The organism is Synechococcus sp. KORDI-100 (assembly GCF_000737535.1).
In the GTDB taxonomy this organism is placed as follows: Bacteria; Cyanobacteriota; Cyanobacteriia; order PCC-6307; family Cyanobiaceae; genus Parasynechococcus.
Genome location: NZ_CP006269.1, coordinates 2,158,568 through 2,182,624 on the forward strand (window position 1 = coordinate 2,158,568; position 24,057 = coordinate 2,182,624).

The following is a 24,057-nucleotide window of genomic DNA, read 5'->3' on the forward strand; positions in this document are numbered from 1 at the left end:
TTGAATCCAGCTCCTGAATGTAAACCTCAATGTTGTTCACAGTGATCTCACTGAAGGCTTTTCCTGTTGACATCCTCGGGAGAGGTTTCTTGGCAATAGTTTCATAGGGCAACGAGAGTGCATGGCGATTTGTCACACTTTCATCCCAGAGTTCGCAGTGAACTCTCTGAAAATCTCGCTCACTCAATGAGGCACAGCCAACAAGAAAGGCACCAACCCACCAGCAGGATCTCAAGATCACCTCACGCCACGACATGAGCCGCATGGGTTGGGTCGCAAGAGCTGACAAGGCTTCTGACGGCTCCCATGCACTCCGTCAACGAGGCGTCAGCCCTTCAGCAGATCCACCATGCTGAGCACCAGGCCCACCGCCACGACCGGCGGGGCCACCCAGCGCAGCATCACCAGCAACAGCCCCTGCAGAACCGGCGGGGTACCGCTGGCATCGAGATCCTTCCGAAAGCGATCGGGCAAGACCCAGCCCAGCAGAAGCGAGAGCAGCAGGCCACCAAGAATCAGCAACAGCCCCCCGAAAACGGAATCCATCCAACCGAGGGCCGTCAAGGAGGTTGCCGCCGGCAGCCCTGCCACAAAAATCACGGCCGCAGACAGCCAGACAGCTCGAGGACGGGACCAGCCCAGCCGATCGATCAGGCAGGCCACCGGCACTTCCAGCAACGACACGGCCGAGGTGATGGCAGCGATGTAGGCCAGAGCGAAAAAGACCACGGCCACCACCCGGCCAACCGCACCGAGGGAGGCCAGACCAGCGGGAAGCGCGATGAAGATCGTGCCGAGCGTCGAATCGCTCACCACCTCTTTCAACCCGAAGCTCATCACCACAGGGAAGGTGACCATGCCGGCCAGCAGACCAACAGCGGTATCAAGGCCGGCGATGGTGAGAGCCTGGCGCGGCAGCTGGGAGCGTCGGTCCAGATAAGCGGCGTAGCCGAGAATGCAACCGATCCCGGTGCCGATCGAGAAGAAGGCCTGGGTGAAAGCGTTGCGAATGGTGGTGGTGTCCAGCAGCTGGCTGCCATCCCAGCGAAGCAGGAAGGTTCGATAGCCATCCCCAGCACCCTGGAGCCCTGCGGCCCAGGCCGCCAGGGCAATCAGCAGCAGAAACAGCAGGGGCAGCCCCCAGCGAGACAACCGCTCGATCCCGCTCTGGACCCCCGCCGCGACCACAGCGGCCGTGAGGAGCAGGCTGACCAGTTGACCCAGCAGCGCCGCTTGTCCACCGCTCAGCCCCTTGAAGAACAGCTCGGCCTCGCCGATGTCCTGCGGCAGTCCGGACGCCAGGATCTGAACCAGGGTGACGCCGGTCCAGCCCATCAGCACCGCATAGAACGCCAGGATTCCGCAGGACGCCAGCACAAACAGCCAGCCCATGGCCAGCCAACGCTGACCAGCGGCCAGAACGGGGGCCATCAGCGGGCTGCGTCCCGTACTGCGTCCGAGCACCATCTCAGCCACTAGCACCGGCAGGCAGACCACCAGCACGATCACCACGTACAACAGCAAAAAAGCAGCCCCACCGCCCTGTGAGGCTCGGTAGGCGAAACCCCAGAGATTGCCGAGACCGACAGCACTTCCCGCCGCCGCCAACACGAAGCCGAGGCTCGTCCTCCATTGTTCCCGTGCCGCCATTGCTGCCCGCAGAGCCGATCTCCGGCACAGCTTGCCAGTGATCGCCTGTTCTGATGGGAGACTGGTGCGACTTGCCGCTCTCCTGTGAAAGCGATCAGCGTGCTGGGGTCCACCGGTTCGATCGGGACCCAGACCCTCCAGATCGCCGAGGAGTTCCCCGATCAGTTCCGCGTCGTCGCGCTCACCGCAGGCCGCAATGTGTCGCTGCTGGTGCAGCAGATCCAGCGCCATCAGCCCGAGCTGGTAGCCCTGGCGGATCCCGCACTGCTGCCTGTTCTGAAGCAGCGCCTGGAGGATCTCCCCGCCGATCAGCGACCCGCCAGAACGCCTGAACTGGTGGCTGGAGCCGCCGGGCTCAACGCTGCCGCGTCTTGGGACACGGCTGATCTGGTGGTCACCGGCATTGTTGGCTGTGCCGGACTTCTGCCCACCCTGGCAGCGATCCGAGCCGGCAAGGATCTTGCCCTCGCCAACAAGGAAACGCTGATCGCAGCTGGGCCTGTGGTGCTTCCGGAGCTGAAGAAAAGCAGCAGCCGGCTGCTGCCGGCGGATTCCGAACACTCGGCGATCTTCCAGTGCCTTCAGGGGACGCCCTGGGCCGAGAATGCCCGGCTCTCCACAGGGGTCCCGACCCCTGGGCTGAGGCGCATCCAGCTGACGGCTTCAGGCGGAGCCTTCCGCGACTGGGATGCCGCTGACCTTGAGAAAGCCACGGTGGCCGATGCCACGCGCCACCCCAACTGGAGCATGGGCCGCAAGATCACCGTGGACTCCGCCACCTTGATGAACAAGGGGCTGGAGGTGATCGAAGCCCACTACTTATTCGGGTTGGATTACGACCACATCGAGATCGTGATTCATCCCCAGAGCATCATCCACTCGATGATCGAACTGGCGGACTCCTCGGTCCTGGCCCAGCTGGGCTGGCCGGACATGAAACTGCCGATCCTGTATTGCCTCTCCTGGCCGTCCAGGCTTGAGACACCCTGGCGTCGACTCGACCTTACCGAAGTGGGGCAGCTCACCTTCCGCGGACCGGACACTGCCAAATATCCCTGCATGGAACTGGCCTACGCCGCTGGCCGAGCCGGCGGCACCATGCCGGCGGTGTTGAACGCCGCCAATGAAGAGGCGGTGGCCCAGTTCCTCGAGGAGCGCATTCACTTCCTCGACATTCCCGATGTGATCGAAACGGCCTGCGAGCGCCACAAGGCGGATTTCATGGATCAGCCGCAGCTGGACGACGTGCTCAGCGTCGATCAATGGGCCAGACAGACCGTGCGCGAAGCCGTGCAACGCGGGACCCGCCGGATGACGCTCCCCGCTGTGGCGGCGTGAGCGGCATCAGCCATCACCTGCTGCTTTGCGCCACGGCTAGCAAAGCCAAGTGCTGTGATCCAACCGTTGGCGCCGCCTCCTGGGACCGACTCAAACAGCTCGTGAAGCAACTCGGGCTTGAGGACCCAGGACGGGCTGCTGGAATTGTTCTGCGCAGCAAGGCGGATTGTCTGCGCATCTGCGAACGCGGCCCGGTTCTGCTGATCTGGCCTGATGGCTGCTGGTACGGGGAGGTCACGCCTGAGCGTCTCGAGCCGATTCTCCGGCAGCACGTGATCGCAGGAGAACCGATCGAGGAGTGGCTGATTCAACGCACCCCGATGCGTTGCAACCAGGCCACCGCCAACTGATCGCCCCAGCAACCGTTCCGTCCATGAAAACCGTTGTGGCCGCCATGGCGGGTGAACACAAATCTCAGCGGCCCTTCCGCAGCCTGGGATTGCTCCAACTGCAAGGCTGCCGCAGCTGGCACCCAGGGGTCATCCAGGGCCTGCAACATCAGGGTGGGTGGCCACGACTCCGGCAGGCCAGAGCACAGATGCGGCAACGGTGAAGCGTTGCGGTAGTAGTCCTCCACATCGGCATAACCCCAGCGCGGGGCTGTGATGGCGGCATCGAATGCCCGGATCGTGGTGGGTTGAGCCTCACCGCAGAGCGACCGCTCCTCCCTCTCTGAAAGCCCAAAGGGATCGGCTGCCGTCTGGCGCACAAGACGCTTCAACAGCCAGTGCTGGTAGAGGCGATTGCGGGGCCGTTCGATCGATGCACTGCATGCCGCCAGATCCAAAGGACTGCTGGCACAGAACAGACCATCCAGCACGGTCGCGTCGTTGAGGCAGGCATTGAGAAGCATCGTTCCGCCTAGGGAAATTCCCGCGCCCAGCAGGGGCCGACCATCGGCCAACGCACGGGCCAGAGCAATCACGGGCAGCAGATCGCTGTTGCAGCAGGCGGCATAGGTGCCTCCCGCTAGATGACGACCCGGGTCGGCACCGCGCAGGTTCAAGCGCAGAACGGAGAAACCAGCCTCACAAAGGGCCGCTCCCATCCGGCGCAACCCCTCTCTGGCGCTGGACCCCCCGAGACCATGGAGCAGCAGCACAAGGCCGCGGGGGGTGGAGGCGGGCTGATCGAGCAACGCCAGCAGCTGGCCGGCCTCAGCCGCTCCGCTGGCCAGGGCCGGCACATCAATCACGATGGATCTGCCGCGCTCGGGCGGAAGATCCACGGGCCTGAGCGTGTCGCGGAGGGTCTGGAGATCTCCGCCAAGCCAGGGGATCCGCTGCCGAAACGGCGGAAGCCCCAGCTCGCGCTCCATCACTTCTTGCCGAGTCCCAGATCCTTCAGCTCCGTGAGCAGATCTCCGAGCACGCGTTTGGCATCGCCGAACACCATGGAGGTGTTGGCCAGCTCGAACAGATCGTTCTTGATGCCGGAATACCCCGCACTCATGCCGCGCTTCACAACAAACACGGTGCGGGCCTCCTGGACATCCAGCACAGGCATGCCGTACAGCGGAGAGCTGGGGTCGTTCTTGGCCTGCGGATTGACGACATCGTTGGCTCCGAGCACCAGCACCACATCCGTGGCCGGAAAATCAGGGTTGATCTGATCCATCTCCTTGAGCTGCTCGTAGGGCACATCGGCCTCAGCAAGGAGCACGTTCATGTGCCCGGGCATGCGTCCTGCCACCGGGTGAATGGCATAGGCAACGTCAATCCCTGCACTCTCCAGCACCCGCGTCACCTCTCTCAGGGTGTGCTGTGCCTGGGCAACCGCCAGTCCGTAACCGGGCACGATCACCACCCGTTCAGCCGCCTCAAGGGTGAGGGCGCACTCCTCGGCACTGCAGCTGGTGATGTTGGTGTACTCGCCACCGCCACTGCCACCAGCGGTGGTTGCTCCGAGGGCTCCGCCGAACAGCACGGAAACCAGTGAACGGTTCATGCCATCGCACATCACCTGGGTGAGGATCAGACCGGCGGCACCGACCATGGCGCCGGCCACAACCAGCAGCTGGCTGCCCACCACAAAACCGGCGGCGGCCGCCGCCACTCCCGAATAGCTGTTGAGCAGGGAAATCACCACGGGCATGTCCGCCCCGCCGATCGGCAGGGTGACGCCGACGCCGAGCAGGGAGGAGCCGATCACCAGCAGGGCCAGCCCCTGCGATGCCTGACCACTCACCAACATCTGCACCGCTGCGATCAGGGAGATCACAGCCAGAGCGATGTTGACCCCGTGGCGTGCGCGGCTCTGCATCCAGGCCGGTGTGGACAACCAGCCCTGGAGCTTGGCCATCGCCACGATCGAACCCGTGAAGGTGATCGCACCAACGAACACCGACACCACGATCGAGACCAGGGCAACGAATCCGGTGGATTGGAGTGCCTGGGGATAAAGGGCTGCCGCAAGGGCCACCAGCAGGGACGACATACCACCGCAACCGTTGAAGAGCGCAACGGTCTCCGGCATCGAGGTCATCGGCACCCTCTGAGCCAGCACCGCTCCGAGAAGTCCGCCGATCAGGGTTCCCAAGAGAATCCAGATCCAGGCCGCAGCGGCAATGCCGGTGGTGCCGATGTAGTTGAACAGCAGCCCGACCACGGCGAGGCCCATGGCCACGGCCGCGAGCTGGTTGGCCCCTCTGGCCGAGCGCACCTTGGAGAGGCCCTTGATGCCAAGGGCCAGCAGCAGAACCGCAACCAGCTCGATGGCGTATTTGATGATCAGGGAGACAGTCATCAGCGGTTCTCCTTGCGCGAGGGCTTACGGCTGAACATGGCCAGCATTCGGTCGGTGACCAGGAACCCGCCGATCACGTTGAACAGGGCGAAGCCGAGGGACACCGAACCCAGAACCAGTAGAACGACGTTGTCGCCGGCTTTGATGATGGCGGTGAGTGCCGCGAGCACGGTGATGCCGGAGATGGCATTGGCTCCGCTCATCAGCGGGGTGTGCAGGGTGGGCGGCACTTTGCCGATCAGCTCCAGCCCGAGAAGACTGCCCAGGAGGAGCACCCAGAGAAACTCAACGAAGCTCGATTCCATCAGTTGCCTCCCGGAGTTAGGACGTCTTGGCGACGGATGCTGCCGTCCAGGCTGATCAGACAGCCAGCGATCAATTCATCATCCGTGTTGAGCTGAACGGCGCCCTCCTTGAGCACAGGTTCGAGAAGAGCCACCAGGTTGCGGGCGTACAGCGCACTGGCATGGTTCGGAACCGTGCAGGGCAGGTCATTCCCACCGATCAGCTTCACTCCGTTGCGAACAACGGTTTCACCGGGAACAGTGCCGGCACAGTTGCCGCCCTGGGCCACCGCCAGGTCGACGACCACAGCCCCGGGACGCATCCGGTCGAGCATGTCCTCACTGATCAGTCTCGGTGCCTGGCGGCCGGGCACCTGCGCCGTACAGATGGCGACATCGGCCTCGGCCAGCTGATCGGAAAGCTGCTGGCGCTGAGCCGCCAGGAAGGCATCGGAGGCCTGCTTGGCGTAACCGCCGGATTCCGAGGGTTTGTCCTCCATCTCGGGAGGATCGATGAAGCGGGCGCCCAGGGACTCAACCTGTTCCTTCACGGCTGGCCTGATGTCGCTGACATAAACCACCGCTCCCAGCCGGCGTGCGGTGGCCACCGCCTGAAGACCGGCCACTCCGGCACCGAGGATCACCACCCGCGCCGGCTGCACCGTTCCGGCGGCGGTCATCAGCATCGGGAAATAACGATCGAGGGCCGATGAGGCCAGCAGCACGGATTTGTATCCGGCAATGTTGGCCTGGGATGAGAGCGCATCGGCGGACTGGGCTCTGCTGATGCGTGGCAGGAGCTCCAGGGCCATGGCTGAGAGATTGCCCGCTGCAAGCGAGGTCGTCAGTGATGCATTGCTGTAGGGAGACAACAGTCCCACCAGCAAGGCTCCCGACTTCATCCGGGAGAGGGCTTCTGGTGCGGGGGCCTGAACGCACAGCACCAGATCAGCGTCAGCCCAGGCGCCTGGATCAGCTGCGGGGACTAGATCAGCTCCCTGATCCTGAAAGCTCTGATCGAGGTACCCCGAAGCGGTGCCTGCTCCGCATTCCACCGACACCGAACAACCGAGCGACAAGAATTTTTTCACCGTGTCCGGTGTCGCGGCGATGCGTGTTTCACCCGGTGCGGTTTCGACCGGAATCAAAAGTCTGGGCAAGGTGTCACAGCCTCCGACGATGCGAGGTTACGGGGTCGCCCGCGGGGGATCAGGAGGTTTTCTGAAGAACCGCACGCAATGGCGTCACCTCTGGCTAGTTGAGAAACATTCCCCTTCCGAGCCCATGGGTCTCACAGCGATCGAGTGTCCTGACGGCGTCTGCCACAGCCACCACGGCGGCCACTCAGTCGAGCGCGCCACGATGCAAGCCAGCCTGAAGAGTCATGGACGTGACTGGTGCGAGCGGCTGGCGGAGCGGATTTATGAAATGTCCGTCGACACCTTTTCGCAGAACGTGATGCCCAGCCTGCATGCTGCGGGCTGGCAGCGTCGCCACCTCGACTGGGAGTTCAAGCTCAACGAACTGGAGTCCGAACCCGATCGCACGCTGGTGGACGGCATCATCAACGCGACGGAGAGTTTCCTGCGCAGCAGTGAGGTGCACCGCCTGTTCATTCAGGAGCTGGTTCAGGGAACCTTCGATGAAGCTGCTGCCGATGATCTGAGGATCCAGGCCGTGCGCACCCTCGTGGAAACGGAGATCGTCTCGATGCTGGAGGAGAGGCGCCAGAGTCTGATCGAACGTCTCTCTGAGCAGCTGCTCGAAGCCGCCAAAGGAGATCTCGCGGCTGCCCAGAGCGCCTCTGAGGAAGCCCTGATGGAAGTGGAACGCTTACTGGTGAATCACGCCGAAGCGCTCTGATCACACTCAAACCCGACGATCGGCTGCAGTTCCTGCTCAATGCAACGGGCCTGCAGCCAGCGTCCCTGACGGCGCAGAGTGCGCTCGCGAAGAATCAGGGGATCGATGTCGCATTCGTTGCCCCAGCAACGATCCAACTGCTGCCGCAGTTGGTCGATGAAATCGCTGGAGGGGCGAGGCTTGGCCATGGCCGGACAGTAGAGATGCCATCGCGGAAAGTAATGGTTAAAAAGACTCATCTTCTGCTGATCTGCCATCACAGCCCCATCCTTTGACCTGCCGGCGACCATTCGTCCGCGGGAGTGGCAGACACAACTGACCCTGCTGCTGCGCCGCCGACTGAACAGTGCAGCAGCATCGGATCGCGATCTGCTGGTGTTTGCCGGGCCTGGGGCTGGCAAGACCCTGGGATCCCTGCTGGCCTTCTGCAGCATGCGTCAGGAGGGACGTCTGGAGCGACTGGTGGTGCTCTGCCATCGAACCTCAATCCTCGAGCAGTGGCAGCGGTCCTCCCGCAGGCTCGGGCTTGAGCTCTGCCATTGGCCGGAGAGGAGCACATCGGGACTCGCGGGCCATGGCCTGCTGCTCACTTATCAGGCAGCGGCGCGCCAGCTTGATCGCCTGCAGGACGACCTTGCTCAGTGGGATCCGGACACCACCCTGGTGGTTGCCGATGAAGCGCACCATCTGGGCGTGGATCCAGAGGAGCCGGACGCCGCCGTCTGGGGCCAGACGTTTCAGGAGATCAGCAGTCGCTTTCGACTGCGCCTGGGACTGACCGGCACCCCCTTCCGGGCCGACAATCTGGCCTTCTGTGCTGCCAGGAGGGTTCGCCTGCGACAGGGAAGCGATGTGGTGGAACAGATCATTCCGGATCTGTGCGTGGAGCCGCGCGACCTGATCGCCGCCGGTGATGTGAGACCACTGGAATTCCGGTTTCAGGACGGTTGGGTCGAGCACAGCCACGAAGGACTGCCGGATCGCGATGTCTCACCGCTGTCGGCAGAGGCACGCGAAAGCTGGCGGGCACGCAATCTCAGGCGGGCCATCCGCCTGGCCGACAGCAGCAGCATCGGGCAGCAGGTGCTGCTCAAAGCCCAGAGGCGGCTGATCAGCATCCGCGAGGAGCATCCCCGCGCCGCTGGGCTGGTGATCGCCCGCGACATCCACCATGCGGAACAGATCACCCGGCTGCTTGAAGAGGACGGCAGCCGTGTTGATCTCGTCCACTCCCAGGAGCGCGAGGCTGCTCAGCGCCTGGCCAACTTTGAAAACGGTTCCGCCGACTGGCTGGTGAGCATCGACATGTGTTCAGAGGGTTTCGATGCTCCCCGCCTGCGTGTTGTGGCCTACCTGACCACCGTTGTGACCCGAAGCCGTTTCGTTCAGGGCATCACCCGTGCCGTGCGAATGACTCCCGAACTCGCCAGGGATGAGCCGATCCCACGCCATCCCTCCTATGTGTACGCGCCGGCCGATCCCCTGCTGATGGGATATGCCCGAGGCTGGTCGATCGCTGAGCCCTACGTGATCCGGGCCGCGGAGGACACCCCCGGCAGCGGCGACACCCCCAATGCCGGCTGGTCTGGACCCAGCCTTCCGCTGGAGGCCGTGGGGGATGGGGCTGGAAGGGTGATTCCACTGAAAACACCTCAATTGCCATCTTTTTTGCAGCGCTGACGACATCTTTTGGGGTAGAAAAATGCGAATTTCTGCAAATCCAGGCCTTTTTGAGGCCCATGGACCCCCAACCTGATGAGCCAAGGAGACGTCACCATGGATGCCGCAATGGAACGCAGAGTCAGCGTTGCCACGGGCTGGGCATCCACAAGGATTGCAATTCTCGACAGCGAAGAGCGCTACGAGGACAGTTATGCAGTGACCCAGGAATTCAGAGAATGGATCACCTGCATGGGTGAAAATCAGTCGCTTCTGGACGAGAACACCCTCGTGGTTCCTCGCAATCCGAGCAAGCGTTACCGACTGGTTGATGGCCTTGCCGGCGACCTTGGCGCTGAAGCCTGAAGCTGGACTGAACCAAGTCGGACTGCTGTTTCTGACGTGTTGCATTTGACGGCGCGAACAGCGCCGGGATCCCCCTAGAGTCAACTCATACTCATTCCGCATAAGCCCATGGCTGCAGGCGCCCCCGCTCAGCCCTCAAACCCTCAGGTTTCCGACCATCAGCGCTCGGAGGCTCAGATCGAAAATCTGGTCATCGTCGGCTCCGGTCCTGCCGGTTACACCGCTGCGATCTACGCAGCCAGGGCCAACCTTCAACCCCTTCTGATCACTGGCTTTCAGCGGGGTGGCATCCCCGGTGGACAGTTGATGACCACCACGCACGTGGAGAACTTCCCAGGCTTCCCAGACGGCGTCCTCGGCCCGGATCTGATGGATCTGATGAAGGCTCAGGCCGTGCGCTGGGGGACCCATCTGCTGGAAGCCGATGCGGACTCAATCGATCTGAGCCAGCGCCCGTTCCGCATCGAAGCGGACGGGCAGCTGATCCTGGCCCATGCCCTGGTGATCGCGACCGGCGCCAGCGCCAACCGCCTCAACCTGCCCTCGGAAGCGCAGTACTGGAGCCAGGGCATCAGCGCCTGCGCCATCTGCGACGGCGCCACCCCCCAGTTCCGCAACGAGGAACTGGCTGTCGTCGGTGGCGGCGATTCCGCCTGTGAAGAGGCGGTGTATCTCACGAAATACGGCAGCCATGTGCATCAGATCGTGCGCTCCGATCAGCTTCGGGCCAGCGCGGCCATGGCCGACCGGGTGCTCGCCAACCCCAACATCACCGTCCACTGGAACAGCGAGGTGACGGATGTACAGGGCAACGGATGGATGGAATCCCTGAGCCTGCGGGACCGAGGCTCAGACAACGTTGAAACGCTGGCAGCCAAAGGCTTGTTCTATGCGATCGGGCACACCCCCAACACCGATCTTCTTCAAGGACAACTGGATCTGGATGAGAAGGGGTATCTGAAAACCGAGTCCGGACGTCCGGAAACCTCCATCGACGGTGTCTTCGCGGCCGGCGACGTGGCCGATGCGGAATGGCGCCAGGGGATCACCGCTGCCGGCAGCGGCTGCAAGGCGGCATTGGCGGCAGAACGCTGGCTTACCCATCACAACCTGGCCACACGCGTTCGTCGCGAGGTTGTCGAGCCTGAGAAGGCCGAGGTTCCAACCAACGTCGACACCACGACAGAGGCCACCTACGACCCGAAGGCACCCTGGCAGCGCGGCAGTTATGCCCTGCGCAAGCTGTACCACGACAGCAGCAACCCCCTGCTGGTGATCTACACCTCGCCCACCTGCGGTCCCTGCCATGTGCTGAAGCCGCAGCTGCGCCGGGTGATCGAGGAGCTCGATGGCCACGCCCAGGCCGTGGTGATCGACATCGAAGCGGATCAGGCGATCGCCGAGCAGGCCGGGGTCAACGGCACACCCACCGTGCAGCTGTTCCACAACAAGGCCATGGTGCAGCAGTGGCGCGGCGTGAAACAGCGCAGCGTGTTCAAAGAGGCGATCGAGCAGCTGCTCGTTCCCGCCTGAGGCTCAACGCCGCCGTGGCCCCCCCGGGCGGTTGCCACCGGGACGGCCACCGGGGGAGCCGGCATTGCGCTCCCGGTAGGTGATGCGTCCGCGGGTGAGGTCGTAGGGGCTGATTTCCACCAGCACCTTGTCTCCAGCCAGCAATTTGATCCGAAACTTGGTGAGCTTTCCAGCCGCCCGGCAAAGGCACTGATGACCAGCTGGCTGCTCGAGGGTGACGAGATAGAACCCGTTGCCTTGTTCCTTCTCGATCACGCCCGACGTTTCGATCATGAGGTGGCTTGCCTGGAGGAATAACGCTGAAACAGTCTAGAAGCCGGCCAACAGACCGCTCTCCACAGGAGCTGGAAGCCATTAGGCTCCCGGCTTCAACAGCTCAACGATGATTCTCCCTCCGTTGTCAATGAACATCGGCTTGCTGCTGATCTCGATTGGCGTCGTCAATCTCTGGAGAGCTCGGCGGGGGGACGCCTAACCCCCCAGCAGCATCAGGCCAGGGGGTCCGCGAACGGGTTGGCATCAACCGGATCAATTAAACGGGAATCAGGTCCTCCGTCACCTCCATCTGCAGAACCAATCCGTCCGTCATTGTTGATATCGAAATTCGCTTTTGATTCAGTTTTATCCATGTTCTTGACCTTACGAGGCTTTCCAAAAGGCCTTGATCTCCCACCGCCTTTGGAGCGGAATCCTTGCTCTTTATAGATACCGCCGTGGTACTCGACCAATGCAAATCCGTTTTTGATCGAGTACACACCGACGACTTTGTCGCCAGGATAGGGATTTCCCCTCCTATCAGTAATAATTGTCTCTTCAAATGGCGTCTCCCCAGGCTCAAGGTCGGACTCCGCGAAAATAAGCTCACCATTATTCAGCTGGTAGAGCCCTTCTTCATACTCATCATTTCTCGGAACAATCACCCGAGAGATTTCAGGATCATTTCCTGAGTAGGGCTTACCAATAATTCCATCACCAGTGAAATCGCGATCCTCATGATTTTCAATGTCATAAATACGTCTGGTCACATCACGTTCCTTACCTTTGGCTTTCGGAGAACGCCCACCCCAGCTGAATTGCTGCATGGCAAAGCTCTCTCCATTCTTCAGAATGACGGCTAAACCTCTGCGCATCCCCAGGACGCCAACAGCTCGACCTGCGTCATAGGGGCTCCCATCAGCATTCAACAGGGGGTCATTATCAAATGGAAGATCACCCGGCTCTAAACCAGGCTCGCCCAAGATCGAATCACCGTTGGTTGTCTTGTAGATGGCGCGATCGAAACCATCTCGGCTTGCCGGAACAATGACCTCTTGAACTTCAGCATCCTCACTTTCACCAGCGATACGACCGTCACCGTTGGCATCAATATTTTCTCGTTCTTCAATTAGCTCGACCTGTTTTGCTGGAAGCTGGCGCAGTTTCCCAGCAATCTGCGGGCCACGATTCCCCCACTTGAAGGGCAATTTTTTAACATTACCAGCCTTATTGTAAATCAGGCTGAAACCATTCCTCGTACCCAGGATGCCAACCAGGCCAGACACATCAATCGGAGATCCATCTTTGTTCGCGAGTATCTCTCCCTCCAGAGTGATATCGCCAACGCCAAGACCCTGCTCGGCCATTTTAACCGTTCCATCGGTCATCTCATAAATCGACCGATCAAAACCTGCGTCCGAATTGTCATAAGCGACTTTGGAGATTTCCACTTCCGCCTCGTCTTCCTGCGGACGGCCGATCACGCCATCACCGGTCATATCCTCATCTTCCCTCTCTTCTATGTCATAAATCTGGTTCCCTAGATCGGACTTCGACGCCTTCGCTACAGGGCCCTGATTGCCCCAGGCGTATTGCTGTTTCTTGTAGGAATCGCCCTGCTTAATGATGAAGGCGCCGCCATTGCGCGTATGGGTATGGCCAACAACACCACTGGGAGCGTCGTAATACCCCCCACCCTGAAGTCTGATTTCTTCGTAATCAAACGGCGTCTGCCCTACCAACAACCCCTTGCTGGCAAAGGCTGAACGGCCGTTACTCAACTTGTACAGCCCACGATCCCAGTGCTTGCCGCCTGGCCAAACAACCTTGGCAATCGTGACATCGTCAAAAATTGGATCTTCCCAGACCGGCTCTTGGGGCCCCATGTCCTGAGGGGGCTCCGGATCACGAGGGGGCTCCGGCGGCGGCGGTGGTGGGCTGTAGCCACCATCCGGCGGCGGCGGCGGTGGTGAGCCACCATCCGGTGGTGGTGGTGGTGGTGGCTCGTTGAAGGAGACGTCGAATCCGTAGATGAGCTCTGCCAAGGGATGTGCCTCCTTCAACAACCAATGCCACCCAGCAACCTAGCCACAATGTTGGCGACGAACATCAAGACGCCGTCTTCATCGGCAGTGACACACCAACAAAATCAACACGATGTTCTGCTGCTGTACAAGCCCTATGGATGCCTGAGTCAGTTCACACAAGAATCTGGCAGTCGCTGGAGCTGCCTGGCCGATCTGATCAAGCTGCCAGGGGTTTATCCCGCAGGCCGGCTGGATGCCGACAGCGAAGGCCTGCTCCTGCTCACCAGCAAAGGGAAGCTGCAGCAACGACTCACCGATCCACGCTTTGGCCATTGGCGCAGCTACTGGGTGCAGGTGGAGGGCACCCCCAATCAGCACCAGCTGCAGCAACTCCGCGACGGGATTTCAATCCAGGGCCGGCAAACCCTTCCTGCTCATGTGCGATGGCTTGAAGGGGATGCCATCCCTGCCCTGCCCGAACGTGATCCTCCGATCCGCTTCCGCAAAACCATCCCAACCCACTGGCTGGAGATCTCCCTGCGAGAAGGCCGCAACCGTCAGGTCCGTCGGATGACCGCCGCCGTGGGGCTACCGACCCTGCGACTGATGCGCTGCCGGATCGATTTGATGGATGGCGATCCGCCCTTGAGCCTGGATGGCCTCAAACCCGGAGAGTGGCGGCCGGTGAACCCAAGCGAACACAAGCGGCTGATGCAGCTGCTGAACCACCAGGGAATCAGCAGCAACCGGAGGCGCAGCCGGGGAGCTGGCCGACCAGGGTCGCGGCATAGAACTTGATTCCCTCAAGCTCCCGCCATGGCTCAACACTGCGATCGACGTAACGCACCTGCTCGAATCCGAGCTGTTCGAACGCCTTCAGGAATTCATCCTCCTGCCAGGCACCGCTGATGCAGCCGCTCCAGAGTTCGGGATCTTGCTGCAGATGCACGGGAACCGGCTGATCACAGATGATGTCGCTGATGGCAATGCGCCCGGCCGGTGCCAGCACCCGGCGAATGTTGCTCAGCAGGCGATCCCGGGCGGCAGGATTCACCAAATTGAGCACGCAGTTGCTGAGCACCACATCAATGCTGGCTTCATCAACGAGGGGACGACCCGAGGGATCAGGCGCATCCAAGGCCTCGATCGCTCCGTCGATGAATTGCACGTTGGTGTAGCCGATGGCTGCCGCCACATCAGCAACGGCAGAACGGGACAACTGCAGCATCTCGGCGTTGCGATCGACGCCGATCACCGCTCCTTCGGCCCCCACAACCTGGGCGCAGATGAAGGCGTTCTTGCCGCTGCCGCTGCCCAGGTCCAGCACACGATCACCACAGCGCACCCAGCGGGTGGGATCCCCGCAGCCGTAATCCCTTTCCACGACAGCACTTGGAATGGCCTCCAACCAGCGGGGATCGAAGCCAACAGGTGTGCAGAGACAAGGCTCGCGCTCCTGAGCGGCAGCTCCGTAGCGCTGTTCAACAGCCTCGGTTTGATCGATCCTGCTGCTGGTCAACCGATCACCTCCTGCAGTTCCCGAACCACATTCCACTGGCCGTACCAGTAATTCGCTTCGGCGCGACGGGTTGTGTCTTCCACGCCATCGATGGCATCCGGCCCGAGGCTTCTCCATAACTCATGCCCGCAGGCACGGTTCAGGCCTTGTTCCGCTTCATCGGAAAGCAGCAGCAGGCGACGCTGAAGATTCTTGACCTGAGCGACAGACATGGAATCAGAACAATCGAATTAATAGTACAAATAAACCAATCGTTGTCGATCAGAAGGGCAGTTTTTTCTTGGCGTCTTTGTCCAGATCCGCCTCCATTTCGCGCAATCGCTTGAGAATCGTGTCGTAGTACTCGCGGATGTAGCTCTCCATATTGGTGGTCTCAGCTGGATCGAGATTAAAGGCCGCATAGCTGGACTCCATCGGAGCGTCGAGAGCCTGTCCGCCTCCGGTCACCTCCGCGAACGCGAGGCGTTCCGCCACGTTCACCGCAGGTTCAAAGAACGACGCAACACCCTGCATCAAACGGATCAGCACAGGCTGAACCCGGAACATCCGAGCCGTTTTGCCGCTGCAGCGTTCGCACAGCTGCACCAGTTCACCGGTGTTCCAGGCCCGGGGACCCACCACGGGGAAGCTGCCCTTCACGGTTTCCGTTCGCTGCAGCGCGGCCACCGCAAAACGGGCCACATCCTGGGTGTTCATGTAGGCAATCGCTGTGGGACTGCCGCTCACCCAGACTGTCTGGCCCTCCAGCACAGGAATGGCGAACTGACCGATCACACCCTGCATGAAGGCAGCACCCTGGAGGATCGTGTAGTCCAGATCTGAGGACTCAAGCAGATTTTCAGTGCAGGCCTTGATATCCATCAACGGCACGTCGCGATGGCGGTGGGCACCCAGGAGGGACAGGAACACAAAGCGCTTCACCTCGGCGCGCTCGCAGGCCTGCAGCAGGTTCACCTTGCCGTCCCAGTCGGTGACGTAAACGCTCTGCGGGTCACTGGGACGACTTGTCGCAGCATCAATGACCGCGTCCACCCCATCAAGGGCGTAGTCAAGGCTGGCAGGTTCCAGAAGATCACCACGGGTGAGTTCACATCCCCATTCCTGCAGGAACGAAGCCTTGCGTGGGGTTCTCACCATGCAGCGGACGCTATGACCCTCATCGATGGCCCGGCGGGCGATCTGTCGTCCAAGGGTGCCTGTGCCACCCACCACCAGAACCTGCATGGGGTCCTTGCCTTTGCAGCGGCGAGCCTAGAGGTCCCAGGGGACCATCGAGGGCTCAGTCGCCCTGAAGCTTCAGCAGGAGTGCACCACCGGCGAGGCCGATCGGAATCAGCACCCAGAAAACAGCTGCGATGCCGAAGATTTCCTGAGCCATGGCTTCGCATGAATCGTTTCAATCACCATTTAATCTCGTCCTGGCTGCAATGGCGGCAGAGCTGTAACAGCTCGGGAAATTTGACATCGCTGCGCAGCTGACCAGCCATCACGCTGCTGGCGTGGGCCTGGTGGCCGGCCGCCCGCAGGGCGGCAACCAGCACCTGCAGCGGTGGCGGACCCTGCAGACCAAGGCGTTTGGACAACTCCGCCGTTGACCAAACACGAGCGGGACAACCCGGATCCGCCTGCAAGCGCCTGAGCAGTCGCTTGGTGGCAGCGGCAAAGGGGACGGTCAGCTGCATCAGGGACTCGATGCAGATCGGATCCTGAAGCGGGCCCAGCCAGAGAGGTCCGCTCACCAGCCAGCGCCCTTGCCCTGAACCACAACAACAGCTCTGCCAACCCGTCAGCCGCAGAAGGCTCTGTTGCTGCTGATCGCCACAGGACTCACAGCGCGCCAGCAGCCCCAGGTTGTCTTCCTGGCCTGGATCCGGGCGCTGCTGCAAGCGGACGGCAGTACGAAACGTGCGGCCATCACTGATGCTGAGCAACGGCCAGATGCCTTGGCCATTCATCCAGGCCAGGCGCGCGATCAACCCCAGTTGCTGACGAAGTGCCTGTTCCCAGCTGGCCGGATGAACCCGCGCTGCACTGCCGAGGCTGCGGACGGCGCCAGCGCGCTCGTGGCCAGTCGGTGATCGACCATCCGTGCTCGCAAGGAACAGAATCCCGCCAGAACGCAGGACCTGCAGGGCAGGCTGGATCAAGGGACCCGGGCTACCAAAGGCGTCCAGATCAATCAGATCAAAGCGCTCGCCCCTCAGCTGCAGTTCCGCCAGAAGCTGATGAGCGGGTCGATCCGTGAGCTGAGGAGGTCGGCCTCGAATCCGTAGGGGCGCCATGTTGGCCTGCAGCACAGCCAACCGATCGGGATCCGCATCATTGGCATGAATCGCCGGCTGGATCTGACATCCCGCCGCCGCCTCCAAGCCCCAGCGAAGGGCTCGAATGCCGCAGCCGCTCATCAGATCGAGCCAGCGCAACTGCTGCCCATCGCGTCGATCGCGAGCCTGTTGAGCGGCCAGCAACACCGACAGATCCCTGGCAGGACGCGACTCACGTCGAAAAAAGCCGCTGCCAAGGCTCAGCGCGGCAGCTCCTTCGCGATAGTGAACGTCCTGATCCTCCAGCGCTGTGACTGCCGCTGCACTCCACACTGCCGACTGGGGTGAGCAGAGTCGCTGGCAATGGAACGACCTCTGTTGCCACTGGCGCGTGATCGGATCGGATCAGGGCCAGCCGCCTGTGCTGTTGCTGCATGGTTTCGGCGCCAGCAGCGCCCACTGGAGGCACCTGGCACCTCTGCTGGCGGCTTCCGGATTTCTCGTCTACGCCCTCGATCTGATCGGCTTCGGGGCCTCTGATCAACCCGGCTGGAATCCCCGTCGTCCCCTGGACAACAGACTTTGGGCGCTTCAAAGTCTTGCGTTCATCCGCCAGGTGATTCAGCGGCCCGCTGTCCTGATCGGCAACTCCCTCGGGGGCCTCACGGCCCTGACGGCGGCGGTGCTTGATCCCGCCTGGGTGAAAGCGGTGGTCGCCGCTCCTCTGCCGGATCCAGCCTTGATTCAACCGCTGCCGAGGCGCCGTCCACCTCGAAAGCGCGGGCTGCAGAGACGTTTGCTGACCTGGGTGTTGAGGCTGCTTCCTCTGGAACTGATCGTTCCGCTGATCAGCCGCACGCCCTTGCTGAAGCAGGCTCTGCAAGGGGCCTACCTGACATCAATCCAGCACGACAGGGAACTGCTGCGGCTGATCGCTCGACCGGCCCGTCGTGCCACGGCCGCGCGGGCTCTGCGCGCCATGAGCATCGGCATGTCAACGCGGCCGCGGGGGGCCACAGCACCGGCACTGCTCAGCCAGCTCGATGGACGATCACCGCTGCTGCTGCTCTGGGGACGGCAGGACCGATTTGTGCCCTTGAGCATCGGCACGACAACGGCCGCGCGGTTCCCCTGGTTGAGCCTTGAAGTTCTCGAAAACTGCGGCCACTGCCCCCATGACGAGAGGCCGGAAGAGCTTCTCGGCATCCTGCTTCCCTGGCTGGACCGTACGTTGGGTATTAGCAGTGCGGTGGGGCCAGGTCAGCGCGAATGAAGCACACCCTCTCGGTGCTGGTTGAAGATGAATCCGGAGCCCTCAGCCGGATTGCCGGACTGTTCGCCCGTCGCGGCTTCAACATCGACAGCCTTGCGGTCGGTCCGGCGGAAAGTGATGGCCAGTCGCGTCTCACGATGGTGGTGGAGGGGGATGACCAGACCCTGCAGCAGATGACCAAACAGCTGGACAAGCTGGTGAATGTGCTGCAGGTGCTGGATCTCACCCAGCGGCCTGCCGTGGAACGGGAGCTGATGTTGCTGAAGGTTTCTGCACCAGCGCAGACCCGCAGCGCAATCTTCGATCTGGTTCAGGTGTTTCGGGCCAAGGTGGTGGATGTGGCCGATGAAGCCCTCACCCTGGAAGTGGTGGGAGATCCCGGCAAATTGGTGGCACTCGAACGCCTGTTGGCGCCCTACGGCATTCTCGAAATTGCCCGCACCGGCAAAGTGGCCCTAGAGCGTGCCTCCGGCGTCAACACCGAACTGTTGAAAGCCATCCCCAGCGGCAGCCGGGTTCCGGCCTGACGCCAGCCAGGCTCACAGAGGGGCAGCGAACTTCTGAACCCAGTAAGGGCTCCCGCTTTCGTCGTCAATAGCAAAACCGATGCCGATCTCTGACACGTTGTCGCTCAGAAGATTGTCGCGATGGCCAGGACTCCGCATCCAGGCCTTCACCACCTGTTTGGCTGTGGGTTGACCAGTGGCCACATTTTCCCTATAAGCACGCCAGGAATAGCCGGCTTCATCGATTCGATCACCGGGATCTCGGCCATCTGCGCTGTCATGGCCCAGATAACGGCCCACAGCATCCATTTCATCAGCGTGGCCCTGGGCCGCCTGATGCAGAAGGGTGTCCCCAGCCAGCCGATCCAGCCCATGCTTGCGCCTCCGCTTGTTCGTGAAGCGGATCACCTCATCCCTGATGTCATCGAGCGAGCCGAGGTCCAGCAATGTCAACTTGAACCGTCCCGTTCGGCCTCCCTGCATCGAGACGTTGGCCACCAGAGACTGATCGCCGATGCGGCCGGGATCGATCAGCCCTGTGCGCGCCTGGTCACTGCCGTAAGACGACGCTTCCTGAACCGCTGCACCTGAAGGGGTTGCAATCGACACCAGGGGCCAATCGCCACGAGCTTTGACCTGAAGGCTGAAGTGATGGTCAGGCTCAATGTCGATGGGAACCAGCAACTGCTCCCCACCCGTGGAGATCGAATTCCTGAAGGAGCCTCTGCTCGAGAGAGTGAACGCCATCTTTCCGTCCTAGTGGACAGCAACAGCCTTCGACGCTGATTTCAGGAGTTTCTCAGCCGTTCTCAGGGAGTCTTCAGCGTGGCTTGGGTAATGCGATCACCCTGACGGATGGCATCGACCACCTCCAGACCGTTCGTCACCCGTCCGAACACGGCATAACGCCCATCCAGTTCGGGGAGGGATTTCAGGGCGATATAGAACTGAGCGCTGGCGGAATCAGGTGACTGGGATCGGGCCATCGCCACGGCCCCCCGTTCATGCATCAGAGCGAGCGTGCTGAGCTCGGAGGGATTGGTCACCACCCGGCTATATCGCGGAGTCTCTTCGTTCGTGAATTTCAGCTCGAGAGGGATCATGCGGGCCTGACCGCTCTCCGGGTCCACGAAGCTGCCGCTGCCCAGCTGACTGGTGAGAGTGGAGCGATCCTTCGAGGTGGGATCTCCCCCCTGAACCACAAAGGGGACGGGATCTCTGACCACGCGATGGAACATCGTGCCGTCGTAGACCCCACGGCCGACGAGGTCAACGAAGTTGCCGGACGTCAGGGGAGCTGCATCGCCATCAACCTCGATGGTGATGGCTCCCTTGCTGGTGGTCATCTCCACGATGGCCTTTCCCTGAAGACAGGCTGCAGCTGCGTTGGCGCAACTCTGGCTGAGTCCCGCGCTGTTGGAGCTGCTGCAACTCACGACCAGGGGCACCAGCAGCAGCAGGGCCAGGAGACGAAATTGACGCATCGGTTCAGAGTCCTTCAAGGTTGACGCCGAGGAAGCGGGCCAGCTCAGCGCCGTCCTGTTCAAGCTGGGCAAGGGGCAGGGGCTCGCCGACACGGGTCAGCGGCAGGTCTCGTCGGCCCTGTACCCGCAGGGAAACACGTCGACGGGCATTGAAGCCATCGCGAACCTCCACCTTCACGGCCTTCACATCCTTGAGAGCGATTTCAACGCTGATCGGCCGACGGAAGCCACGACGGGTGATCGTGACCAAACCGGCCTGCTTGTCGAATCGGTTCAGACCGGAGCCGACATTCACGCCGATCACGTACCAGAGGTAGGTGGCCAGAAGAGCAGCAGCGATGCTGTAAAGCCCCATGATCAATCCCTGGGGAACGAAGATCAGCGCAGCTGGATGGCCGAGCGGCAACAAGTCGGTGCCGAGAAAGCTGGAGAGAGAGGCCAGCAGAAATCCCAACCCTCCGATGCTGACCGCAGAGGCCACGAGATAGTTGGACAAACGCCGGGATCCGAGCACCGGTTGCTCGAGCACCTCTGCCGACATGACGACTCTTTGAGGAACCGTCATTGTGTACCGAGGCGGGCCACAGCGCGAATGTCAAAGAAAACCCTAAGAAACAAAGCGATACAAGGGATTTCAGGTGATGCAAACACCTCCCACCAGACGCTTCAGGATTGTTAAGGTCGCCCGGTATCCCACAGCCTGCGGGACATCCGCACCGTTTTCTCTATGACGATCGCTGTAGGACGCGCGCCACAGCGGGGATGGTTCGACGTCCTCGATGACTGGCTCAAGCGCGACCGCTTCGTTTTTGTCGGCTGGTCCGGCATTCTTCTTTTCCCAACGGCCTACCTGGCCATCGGTGGCTGGCTGACCGGCACCACCTTCGTCACCTCCTGGTACACCCACGGCATTGCCTCTTCGTACCTGGAAGGTTGCAACTTCCTCACCGCTGCTGTCTCCACCCCCGCTGATGCGATGGGTCACAGCCTGCTGCTGCTCTGGGGCCCTGAGGCTCAGGGCGACTTCGTGCGCTGGTGTCAGCTCGGTGGTCTCTGGGCCTTCGTCGCCCTGCACGGCGCCTTCGCCCTGATCGGCTTCATGCTGCGTCAGTTCGAGATCGCCCGTCTCGTCGGCATTCGCCCCTACAACGCCATCGCCTTCTCCGGCCCGATTGCGGTGTTCGTCAGCGTCTTCCTGATGTACCCCCTCGGCCAGAGCAGCTGGTTCTTCGCTCCCTCCTTCGGGGTGGCAGCGATCTTCCGCTTCCTGCTCTTCCTCCAGGGCTTCCACAACTGGACCCTGAATCCCTTCCACATGATGGGCGTGGCCGGCATCCTCGGCGGTGCTCTGCTCTGTGCCATCCACGGCGCAACCGTGGAGAACACCCTGTTTGAGGACGGCGAGCAGGCCAACACCTTCAAGGCGTTCGAGCCCACCCAGGAAGAAGAGACTTATTCCATGGTCACCGCCAACCGCTTCTGGAGCCAGATCTTCGGGATCGCCTTCTCCAACAAGCGCTGGCTGCACTTCTTCATGTTGTTTGTCCCGGTGATGGGCCTGTGGACCAGCTCCATCGGCATCATCGGTCTGGCCCTCAACCTGCGTGCCTATGACTTCGTGTCACAGGAAATCCGCGCTGCTGAGGATCCTGAATTTGAGACCTTCTACACCAAGAACATTCTTCTGAATGAAGGTCTGCGTGCCTGGATGGCACCGGCTGACCAGCCACACGAAAACTTCGTCTTCCCTGAAGAGGTTCTGCCCCGTGGTAACGCTCTCTAATCCCGGTCTTGTCGCCACCGGCGGCAAAGACCTCGACTCCACCGGTTATGCCTGGTGGTCCGGTAATGCCCGTCTGATCAACCTGTCCGGCCGTCTGCTGGGTGCCCACGTGGCCCACGCTGGTCTGATGGTGTTCTGGGCAGGCGCCATGATGCTGTTCGAGGTGAGTCACTTCACCTACGACAAGCCCATGTACGAGCAGGGCTTCATCTGCATGCCCCACGTCGCCACCCTCGGTTACGGCGTTGGTCCAGGCGGTGAAGTCACCGATCTGTTCCCCTTCTTCGTGGTCGGTGTTCTGCACCTGATCAGCTCCGCCGTGCTCGGCCTCGGCGGCCTTTACCACGCCCTGCGTGGTCCGGAGATCCTCGAAAACTATTCCTCGTTCTTCTCCCAGGACTGGCGGGACAAGAATCAGATGACCAACATCATTGGTTATCACCTGATTCTTCTCGGCGTCGGCTGCCTGCTGCTGGTCTTCAAGGCCATGTTCTTCGGTGGCGTTTACGACACCTGGGCACCAGGCGGTGGTGATGTCCGTCTGATCACCAACCCGACCCTCGACCCGGGTGTGATCTTCGGCTATCTGTTCCGTGCCCCCTTCGGCGGCGAAGGCTGGATCATCGGTGTGAACTCCATGGAGGACATCATCGGTGGCCACATCTGGCTGGGTCTGACCCTGATCTTCGGTGGCATCTGGCACACCATCACCAAACCCTTCGGCTGGGTGCGTCGCGCCTTCATCTGGAACGGTGAGGCCTACCTGAGCTACAGCCTCGGCGCTCTGAGCTTCATGAGCTTCATCGCCTCGGCCTACATCTGGTTCAACAACACCGCTTATCCCTCCGAGTTCTGGGGACCCACCAACGCTGAGGCTTCCCAGGCTCAGAGCTTCACATTTCTGGTGCGTGACCAGCGCCTCGGCGCCAACATCGGTTCCGCCATGGGCCCCACCGGCCTTGGCAAGTACCTGATGCGCTCCCCCACCGGTGAAATCATCTTCGGTGGAGAAACCATGCGTTTCTGGGACTTCCGTGGTCCCTGGCTGGAGCCCCTGCGCGGACCCAACGGTCTGAGCCTCGACAAGCTCCAGAACGACATTCAGCCCTGGCAGGTCCGCCGTGCGGCTGAGTACATGACCCACGCTCCCAACGCGTCGATCAACTCCGTGGGCGGCATCATCACCGAGCCCAACTCGGTGAACTACGTGAACCTTCGCCAGTGGCTGGGTGCAACGCAGTTCGTGCTCGCCTTCTTCTTCCTGATCGGCCACCTCTGGCACGCCGGCCGTGCCCGTGCTGCCGCTGCTGGCTTCGAGAAAGGCATCGACCGTCAAGCCGAGCCTGTGCTGGGCATGCCCGATCTCGACTGAGAATCGGCATCTCTCAAGCGATCGTCTCTCAGGCTCCACCGCAAGGTGGGGCCTTTTTTTTGAAGCCCACCACGACTCCGCCAAAACAAACCCGCCAGGACCAACGCGTTACAACGAAAAGCGATCCTTTTGGTCA

The 24,057-nt window shown here is 61.6% G+C and carries 28 protein-coding genes; 11 read left to right on the forward strand and 17 right to left on the reverse strand.

Features of this window, described 5'->3' with window-relative positions; all coding sequences use genetic code 11:
- Positions 1-327 precede the first annotated feature (327 nt).
- On the reverse strand, positions 328-1,650 hold the full coding sequence (locus KR100_RS11180) for a sodium-dependent transporter (RefSeq protein WP_038545944.1): 1,323 nt from the start codon (positions 1,648-1,650) through the stop codon (positions 328-330).
- 84 nt (positions 1,651-1,734) lie between these two features.
- Here KR100_RS11180 and KR100_RS11185 point away from each other — a divergent pair, with 84 nt between their 5' ends.
- Both KR100_RS11185 and KR100_RS11190 read left to right on the forward strand, forming a co-directional pair.
- Positions 1,735-2,988 carry a 1-deoxy-D-xylulose-5-phosphate reductoisomerase gene (locus KR100_RS11185; protein WP_038545947.1) on the forward strand — a complete coding sequence of 418 codons (1,254 nt, stop codon included), beginning with the start codon at positions 1,735-1,737 and terminating at the stop codon, positions 2,986-2,988.
- Positions 2,985-3,338, forward strand: a complete 354-nt coding sequence (locus KR100_RS11190) for a ferredoxin (RefSeq protein WP_038545950.1) — start codon at positions 2,985-2,987, stop codon at positions 3,336-3,338. Before KR100_RS11185 ends, KR100_RS11190 begins: the two co-directional genes overlap by 4 nt.
- Here KR100_RS11190 and KR100_RS11195 read toward each other — a convergent pair.
- Genes KR100_RS11195 through KR100_RS11210 form a run of 4 tightly spaced genes read right to left on the reverse strand, consistent with a single transcriptional unit; the run spans position 3,296 to position 7,177 of the window.
- The gene (locus KR100_RS11195) at positions 3,296-4,306 is read right to left on the reverse strand and encodes an alpha/beta fold hydrolase (RefSeq protein ID WP_038545953.1); all 1,011 of its coding nucleotides are present in this window, start codon (positions 4,304-4,306) and stop codon (positions 3,296-3,298) included. The genes KR100_RS11190 and KR100_RS11195 overlap by 43 nt on opposite strands.
- Positions 4,306-5,733, reverse strand: coding sequence for an NAD(P)(+) transhydrogenase (Re/Si-specific) subunit beta (locus KR100_RS11200; RefSeq protein ID WP_038545956.1), 1,428 nt, complete (start codon positions 5,731-5,733; stop codon positions 4,306-4,308). Before KR100_RS11200 ends, KR100_RS11195 begins: the two co-directional genes overlap by 1 nt.
- On the reverse strand, positions 5,733-6,038 hold the full coding sequence (locus KR100_RS11205) for an NAD(P) transhydrogenase subunit alpha (RefSeq protein ID WP_038545958.1): 306 nt from the start codon (positions 6,036-6,038) through the stop codon (positions 5,733-5,735). The genes KR100_RS11200 and KR100_RS11205 overlap by 1 nt, the downstream gene beginning before the upstream one ends.
- Positions 6,038-7,177 carry a Re/Si-specific NAD(P)(+) transhydrogenase subunit alpha gene (locus KR100_RS11210; protein ID WP_038545961.1) on the reverse strand — a complete coding sequence of 380 codons (1,140 nt, stop codon included), beginning with the start codon at positions 7,175-7,177 and terminating at the stop codon, positions 6,038-6,040. The genes KR100_RS11205 and KR100_RS11210 overlap by 1 nt, the downstream gene beginning before the upstream one ends.
- Positions 7,178-7,301: 124 nt before the next feature.
- Between KR100_RS11210 and KR100_RS11215 the strand changes: the two genes are divergently transcribed.
- The gene (locus KR100_RS11215) at positions 7,302-7,880 is read left to right on the forward strand and encodes an EF-1 guanine nucleotide exchange domain-containing protein (RefSeq protein ID WP_038545964.1); all 579 of its coding nucleotides are present in this window, start codon (positions 7,302-7,304) and stop codon (positions 7,878-7,880) included.
- On the opposite strand, the gene KR100_RS11220 is transcribed toward KR100_RS11215, so the two are convergent.
- Positions 7,862-8,119: a hypothetical protein gene (locus KR100_RS11220; RefSeq protein WP_369793796.1), complete on the reverse strand. Its 258-nt coding sequence runs from the start codon at positions 8,117-8,119 to the stop codon at positions 7,862-7,864. The genes KR100_RS11215 and KR100_RS11220 overlap by 19 nt on opposite strands.
- A gap of 37 nt (positions 8,120-8,156) precedes the next feature.
- Between KR100_RS11220 and KR100_RS11225 the strand changes: the two genes are divergently transcribed.
- The 3 genes from KR100_RS11225 to trxB all read left to right on the forward strand — a co-directional run bounded on the left by KR100_RS11225 (position 8,157) and on the right by trxB (position 11,438).
- Positions 8,157-9,560 (forward strand): DEAD/DEAH box helicase, encoded by a 1,404-nt coding sequence (locus KR100_RS11225; RefSeq protein WP_369793844.1) that lies wholly within the window; start codon positions 8,157-8,159, stop codon positions 9,558-9,560.
- Between the two features lie 96 nt (positions 9,561-9,656).
- A complete protein-coding gene (locus KR100_RS11230) occupies positions 9,657-9,905 on the forward strand; it encodes a hypothetical protein (protein WP_038548717.1) in 249 nt (82 codons plus the stop codon).
- A 108-nt stretch (positions 9,906-10,013) separates the two neighbouring features.
- Positions 10,014-11,438: a thioredoxin-disulfide reductase gene (trxB, locus tag KR100_RS11235; RefSeq protein ID WP_081858912.1), complete on the forward strand. Its 1,425-nt coding sequence runs from the start codon at positions 10,014-10,016 to the stop codon at positions 11,436-11,438.
- A 3-nt stretch (positions 11,439-11,441) separates the two neighbouring features.
- Here the strand turns inward: trxB and infA are convergent, their stop codons facing one another.
- From infA to KR100_RS16400, 3 genes are all read right to left on the reverse strand, one after another.
- Positions 11,442-11,711 (reverse strand): translation initiation factor IF-1, encoded by a 270-nt coding sequence (infA, locus tag KR100_RS11240; RefSeq protein ID WP_028952574.1) that lies wholly within the window; start codon positions 11,709-11,711, stop codon positions 11,442-11,444.
- A gap of 215 nt (positions 11,712-11,926) precedes the next feature.
- Entirely contained in the window at positions 11,927-13,579 is a 1,653-nt protein-coding gene (locus KR100_RS11245) for a hypothetical protein (protein ID WP_038545972.1), read from the reverse strand.
- Between the two features lie 19 nt (positions 13,580-13,598).
- Positions 13,599-13,769 (reverse strand): hypothetical protein, encoded by a 171-nt coding sequence (locus KR100_RS16400; RefSeq protein ID WP_162176439.1) that lies wholly within the window; start codon positions 13,767-13,769, stop codon positions 13,599-13,601.
- A 56-nt stretch (positions 13,770-13,825) separates the two neighbouring features.
- Here KR100_RS16400 and KR100_RS11255 point away from each other — a divergent pair, with 56 nt between their 5' ends.
- Positions 13,826-14,518: a pseudouridine synthase gene (locus KR100_RS11255; RefSeq protein WP_038548721.1), complete on the forward strand. Its 693-nt coding sequence runs from the start codon at positions 13,826-13,828 to the stop codon at positions 14,516-14,518.
- On the opposite strand, the gene KR100_RS11260 is transcribed toward KR100_RS11255, so the two are convergent.
- Genes KR100_RS11260 through KR100_RS11280 form a run of 5 tightly spaced genes read right to left on the reverse strand, consistent with a single transcriptional unit; the run spans position 14,457 to position 17,836 of the window.
- On the reverse strand, positions 14,457-15,239 hold the full coding sequence (locus KR100_RS11260) for a methyltransferase domain-containing protein (RefSeq protein ID WP_038545977.1): 783 nt from the start codon (positions 15,237-15,239) through the stop codon (positions 14,457-14,459). The two genes, KR100_RS11255 and KR100_RS11260, sit on opposite strands and share 62 nt — an antisense overlap.
- Entirely contained in the window at positions 15,236-15,451 is a 216-nt protein-coding gene (locus tag KR100_RS16100) for a hypothetical protein (protein ID WP_038545981.1), read from the reverse strand. Before KR100_RS16100 ends, KR100_RS11260 begins: the two co-directional genes overlap by 4 nt.
- Before the next feature lie 49 nt (positions 15,452-15,500).
- Positions 15,501-16,463 (reverse strand): NAD(P)H-binding protein, encoded by a 963-nt coding sequence (locus KR100_RS11270; RefSeq protein WP_038545983.1) that lies wholly within the window; start codon positions 16,461-16,463, stop codon positions 15,501-15,503.
- Between the two features lie 55 nt (positions 16,464-16,518).
- Complete coding sequence (gene petM / locus KR100_RS11275; RefSeq protein WP_028952579.1) at positions 16,519-16,617, reverse strand: cytochrome b6-f complex subunit PetM; 99 nt, start codon at positions 16,615-16,617, stop codon at positions 16,519-16,521.
- A 22-nt stretch (positions 16,618-16,639) separates the two neighbouring features.
- Positions 16,640-17,836, reverse strand: coding sequence for a N2,N2-dimethylguanosine tRNA methyltransferase (locus KR100_RS11280; protein WP_038545986.1), 1,197 nt, complete (start codon positions 17,834-17,836; stop codon positions 16,640-16,642).
- Here KR100_RS11280 and KR100_RS11285 point away from each other — a divergent pair.
- A complete protein-coding gene (locus KR100_RS11285; protein WP_051847498.1) occupies positions 17,814-18,776 on the forward strand; it encodes an alpha/beta fold hydrolase in 963 nt (320 codons plus the stop codon). The two genes, KR100_RS11280 and KR100_RS11285, sit on opposite strands and share 23 nt — an antisense overlap.
- Positions 18,773-19,303: an acetolactate synthase small subunit gene (gene ilvN / locus KR100_RS11290; RefSeq protein WP_038545989.1), complete on the forward strand. Its 531-nt coding sequence runs from the start codon at positions 18,773-18,775 to the stop codon at positions 19,301-19,303. The genes KR100_RS11285 and ilvN overlap by 4 nt, the downstream gene beginning before the upstream one ends.
- A 12-nt stretch (positions 19,304-19,315) precedes the next feature.
- On the opposite strand, the gene KR100_RS14535 is transcribed toward ilvN, so the two are convergent.
- From KR100_RS14535 to KR100_RS11305, 3 genes are all read right to left on the reverse strand, one after another.
- A complete protein-coding gene (locus tag KR100_RS14535; protein WP_051847500.1) occupies positions 19,316-20,029 on the reverse strand; it encodes a CAP domain-containing protein in 714 nt (237 codons plus the stop codon).
- A 62-nt stretch (positions 20,030-20,091) separates the two neighbouring features.
- On the reverse strand, positions 20,092-20,766 hold the full coding sequence (locus KR100_RS11300) for a peptidylprolyl isomerase (RefSeq protein ID WP_038545992.1): 675 nt from the start codon (positions 20,764-20,766) through the stop codon (positions 20,092-20,094).
- 4 nt (positions 20,767-20,770) lie between these two features.
- Positions 20,771-21,307, reverse strand: a complete 537-nt coding sequence (locus KR100_RS11305) for a photosystem I assembly protein Ycf4 (protein ID WP_038545995.1) — start codon at positions 21,305-21,307, stop codon at positions 20,771-20,773.
- Positions 21,308-21,493: 186 nt separating this feature from the next.
- Between KR100_RS11305 and psbD the strand changes: the two genes are divergently transcribed.
- Entirely contained in the window at positions 21,494-22,549 is a 1,056-nt protein-coding gene (gene psbD / locus KR100_RS11310; protein ID WP_006041823.1) for a photosystem II D2 protein (photosystem q(a) protein), read from the forward strand.
- Positions 22,533-23,921 (forward strand): photosystem II reaction center protein CP43, encoded by a 1,389-nt coding sequence (gene psbC, locus KR100_RS11315; RefSeq protein ID WP_038546000.1) that lies wholly within the window; start codon positions 22,533-22,535, stop codon positions 23,919-23,921. Before psbD ends, psbC begins: the two co-directional genes overlap by 17 nt.
- Positions 23,922-24,057: the final 136 nt, after the last annotated feature.

What these genes read in the sequence shown, in the direction of transcription:
- KR100_RS14535 (WP_051847500.1), bottom strand. Translation starts at nt 20,029, where the DNA reads ATGGCGTTCACTCTCTCGAGCAGAGGCTCCTTCAGGAATTCGATCTCC.
- KR100_RS11300 (WP_038545992.1), bottom strand. Translation starts at nt 20,766, where the DNA reads ATGCGTCAATTTCGTCTCCTGGCCCTGCTGCTGCTGGTGCCCCTGGTC.
- KR100_RS11245 (WP_038545972.1), bottom strand. Translation starts at nt 13,579, where the DNA reads ATGGGGCCCCAAGAGCCGGTCTGGGAAGATCCAATTTTTGACGATGTC.
- KR100_RS11195 (WP_038545953.1), bottom strand. Translation starts at nt 4,306, where the DNA reads ATGGAGCGCGAGCTGGGGCTTCCGCCGTTTCGGCAGCGGATCCCCTGG.
- KR100_RS11180 (WP_038545944.1), bottom strand. Translation starts at nt 1,650, where the DNA reads ATGGCGGCACGGGAACAATGGAGGACGAGCCTCGGCTTCGTGTTGGCG.
- KR100_RS16100 (WP_038545981.1), bottom strand. Translation starts at nt 15,451, where the DNA reads ATGTCTGTCGCTCAGGTCAAGAATCTTCAGCGTCGCCTGCTGCTGCTT.
- infA (WP_028952574.1), bottom strand. Translation starts at nt 11,711, where the DNA reads ATGATCGAAACGTCGGGCGTGATCGAGAAGGAACAAGGCAACGGGTTC.
- KR100_RS11220 (WP_369793796.1), bottom strand. Translation starts at nt 8,119, where the DNA reads ATGAGTCTTTTTAACCATTACTTTCCGCGATGGCATCTCTACTGTCCG.
- trxB (WP_081858912.1), top strand. Translation starts at nt 10,014, where the DNA reads ATGGCTGCAGGCGCCCCCGCTCAGCCCTCAAACCCTCAGGTTTCCGAC.
- KR100_RS11205 (WP_038545958.1), bottom strand. Translation starts at nt 6,038, where the DNA reads ATGGAATCGAGCTTCGTTGAGTTTCTCTGGGTGCTCCTCCTGGGCAGT.
- KR100_RS11200 (WP_038545956.1), bottom strand. Translation starts at nt 5,733, where the DNA reads ATGACTGTCTCCCTGATCATCAAATACGCCATCGAGCTGGTTGCGGTT.
- psbD (WP_006041823.1), top strand. Translation starts at nt 21,494, where the DNA reads ATGACGATCGCTGTAGGACGCGCGCCACAGCGGGGATGGTTCGACGTC.
- KR100_RS11230 (WP_038548717.1), top strand. Translation starts at nt 9,657, where the DNA reads ATGGATGCCGCAATGGAACGCAGAGTCAGCGTTGCCACGGGCTGGGCA.
- petM (WP_028952579.1), bottom strand. Translation starts at nt 16,617, where the DNA reads ATGGCTCAGGAAATCTTCGGCATCGCAGCTGTTTTCTGGGTGCTGATT.
- KR100_RS11215 (WP_038545964.1), top strand. Translation starts at nt 7,302, where the DNA reads ATGGGTCTCACAGCGATCGAGTGTCCTGACGGCGTCTGCCACAGCCAC.
- KR100_RS11305 (WP_038545995.1), bottom strand. Translation starts at nt 21,307, where the DNA reads ATGTCGGCAGAGGTGCTCGAGCAACCGGTGCTCGGATCCCGGCGTTTG.
- KR100_RS11270 (WP_038545983.1), bottom strand. Translation starts at nt 16,463, where the DNA reads ATGCAGGTTCTGGTGGTGGGTGGCACAGGCACCCTTGGACGACAGATC.
- ilvN (WP_038545989.1), top strand. Translation starts at nt 18,773, where the DNA reads ATGAAGCACACCCTCTCGGTGCTGGTTGAAGATGAATCCGGAGCCCTC.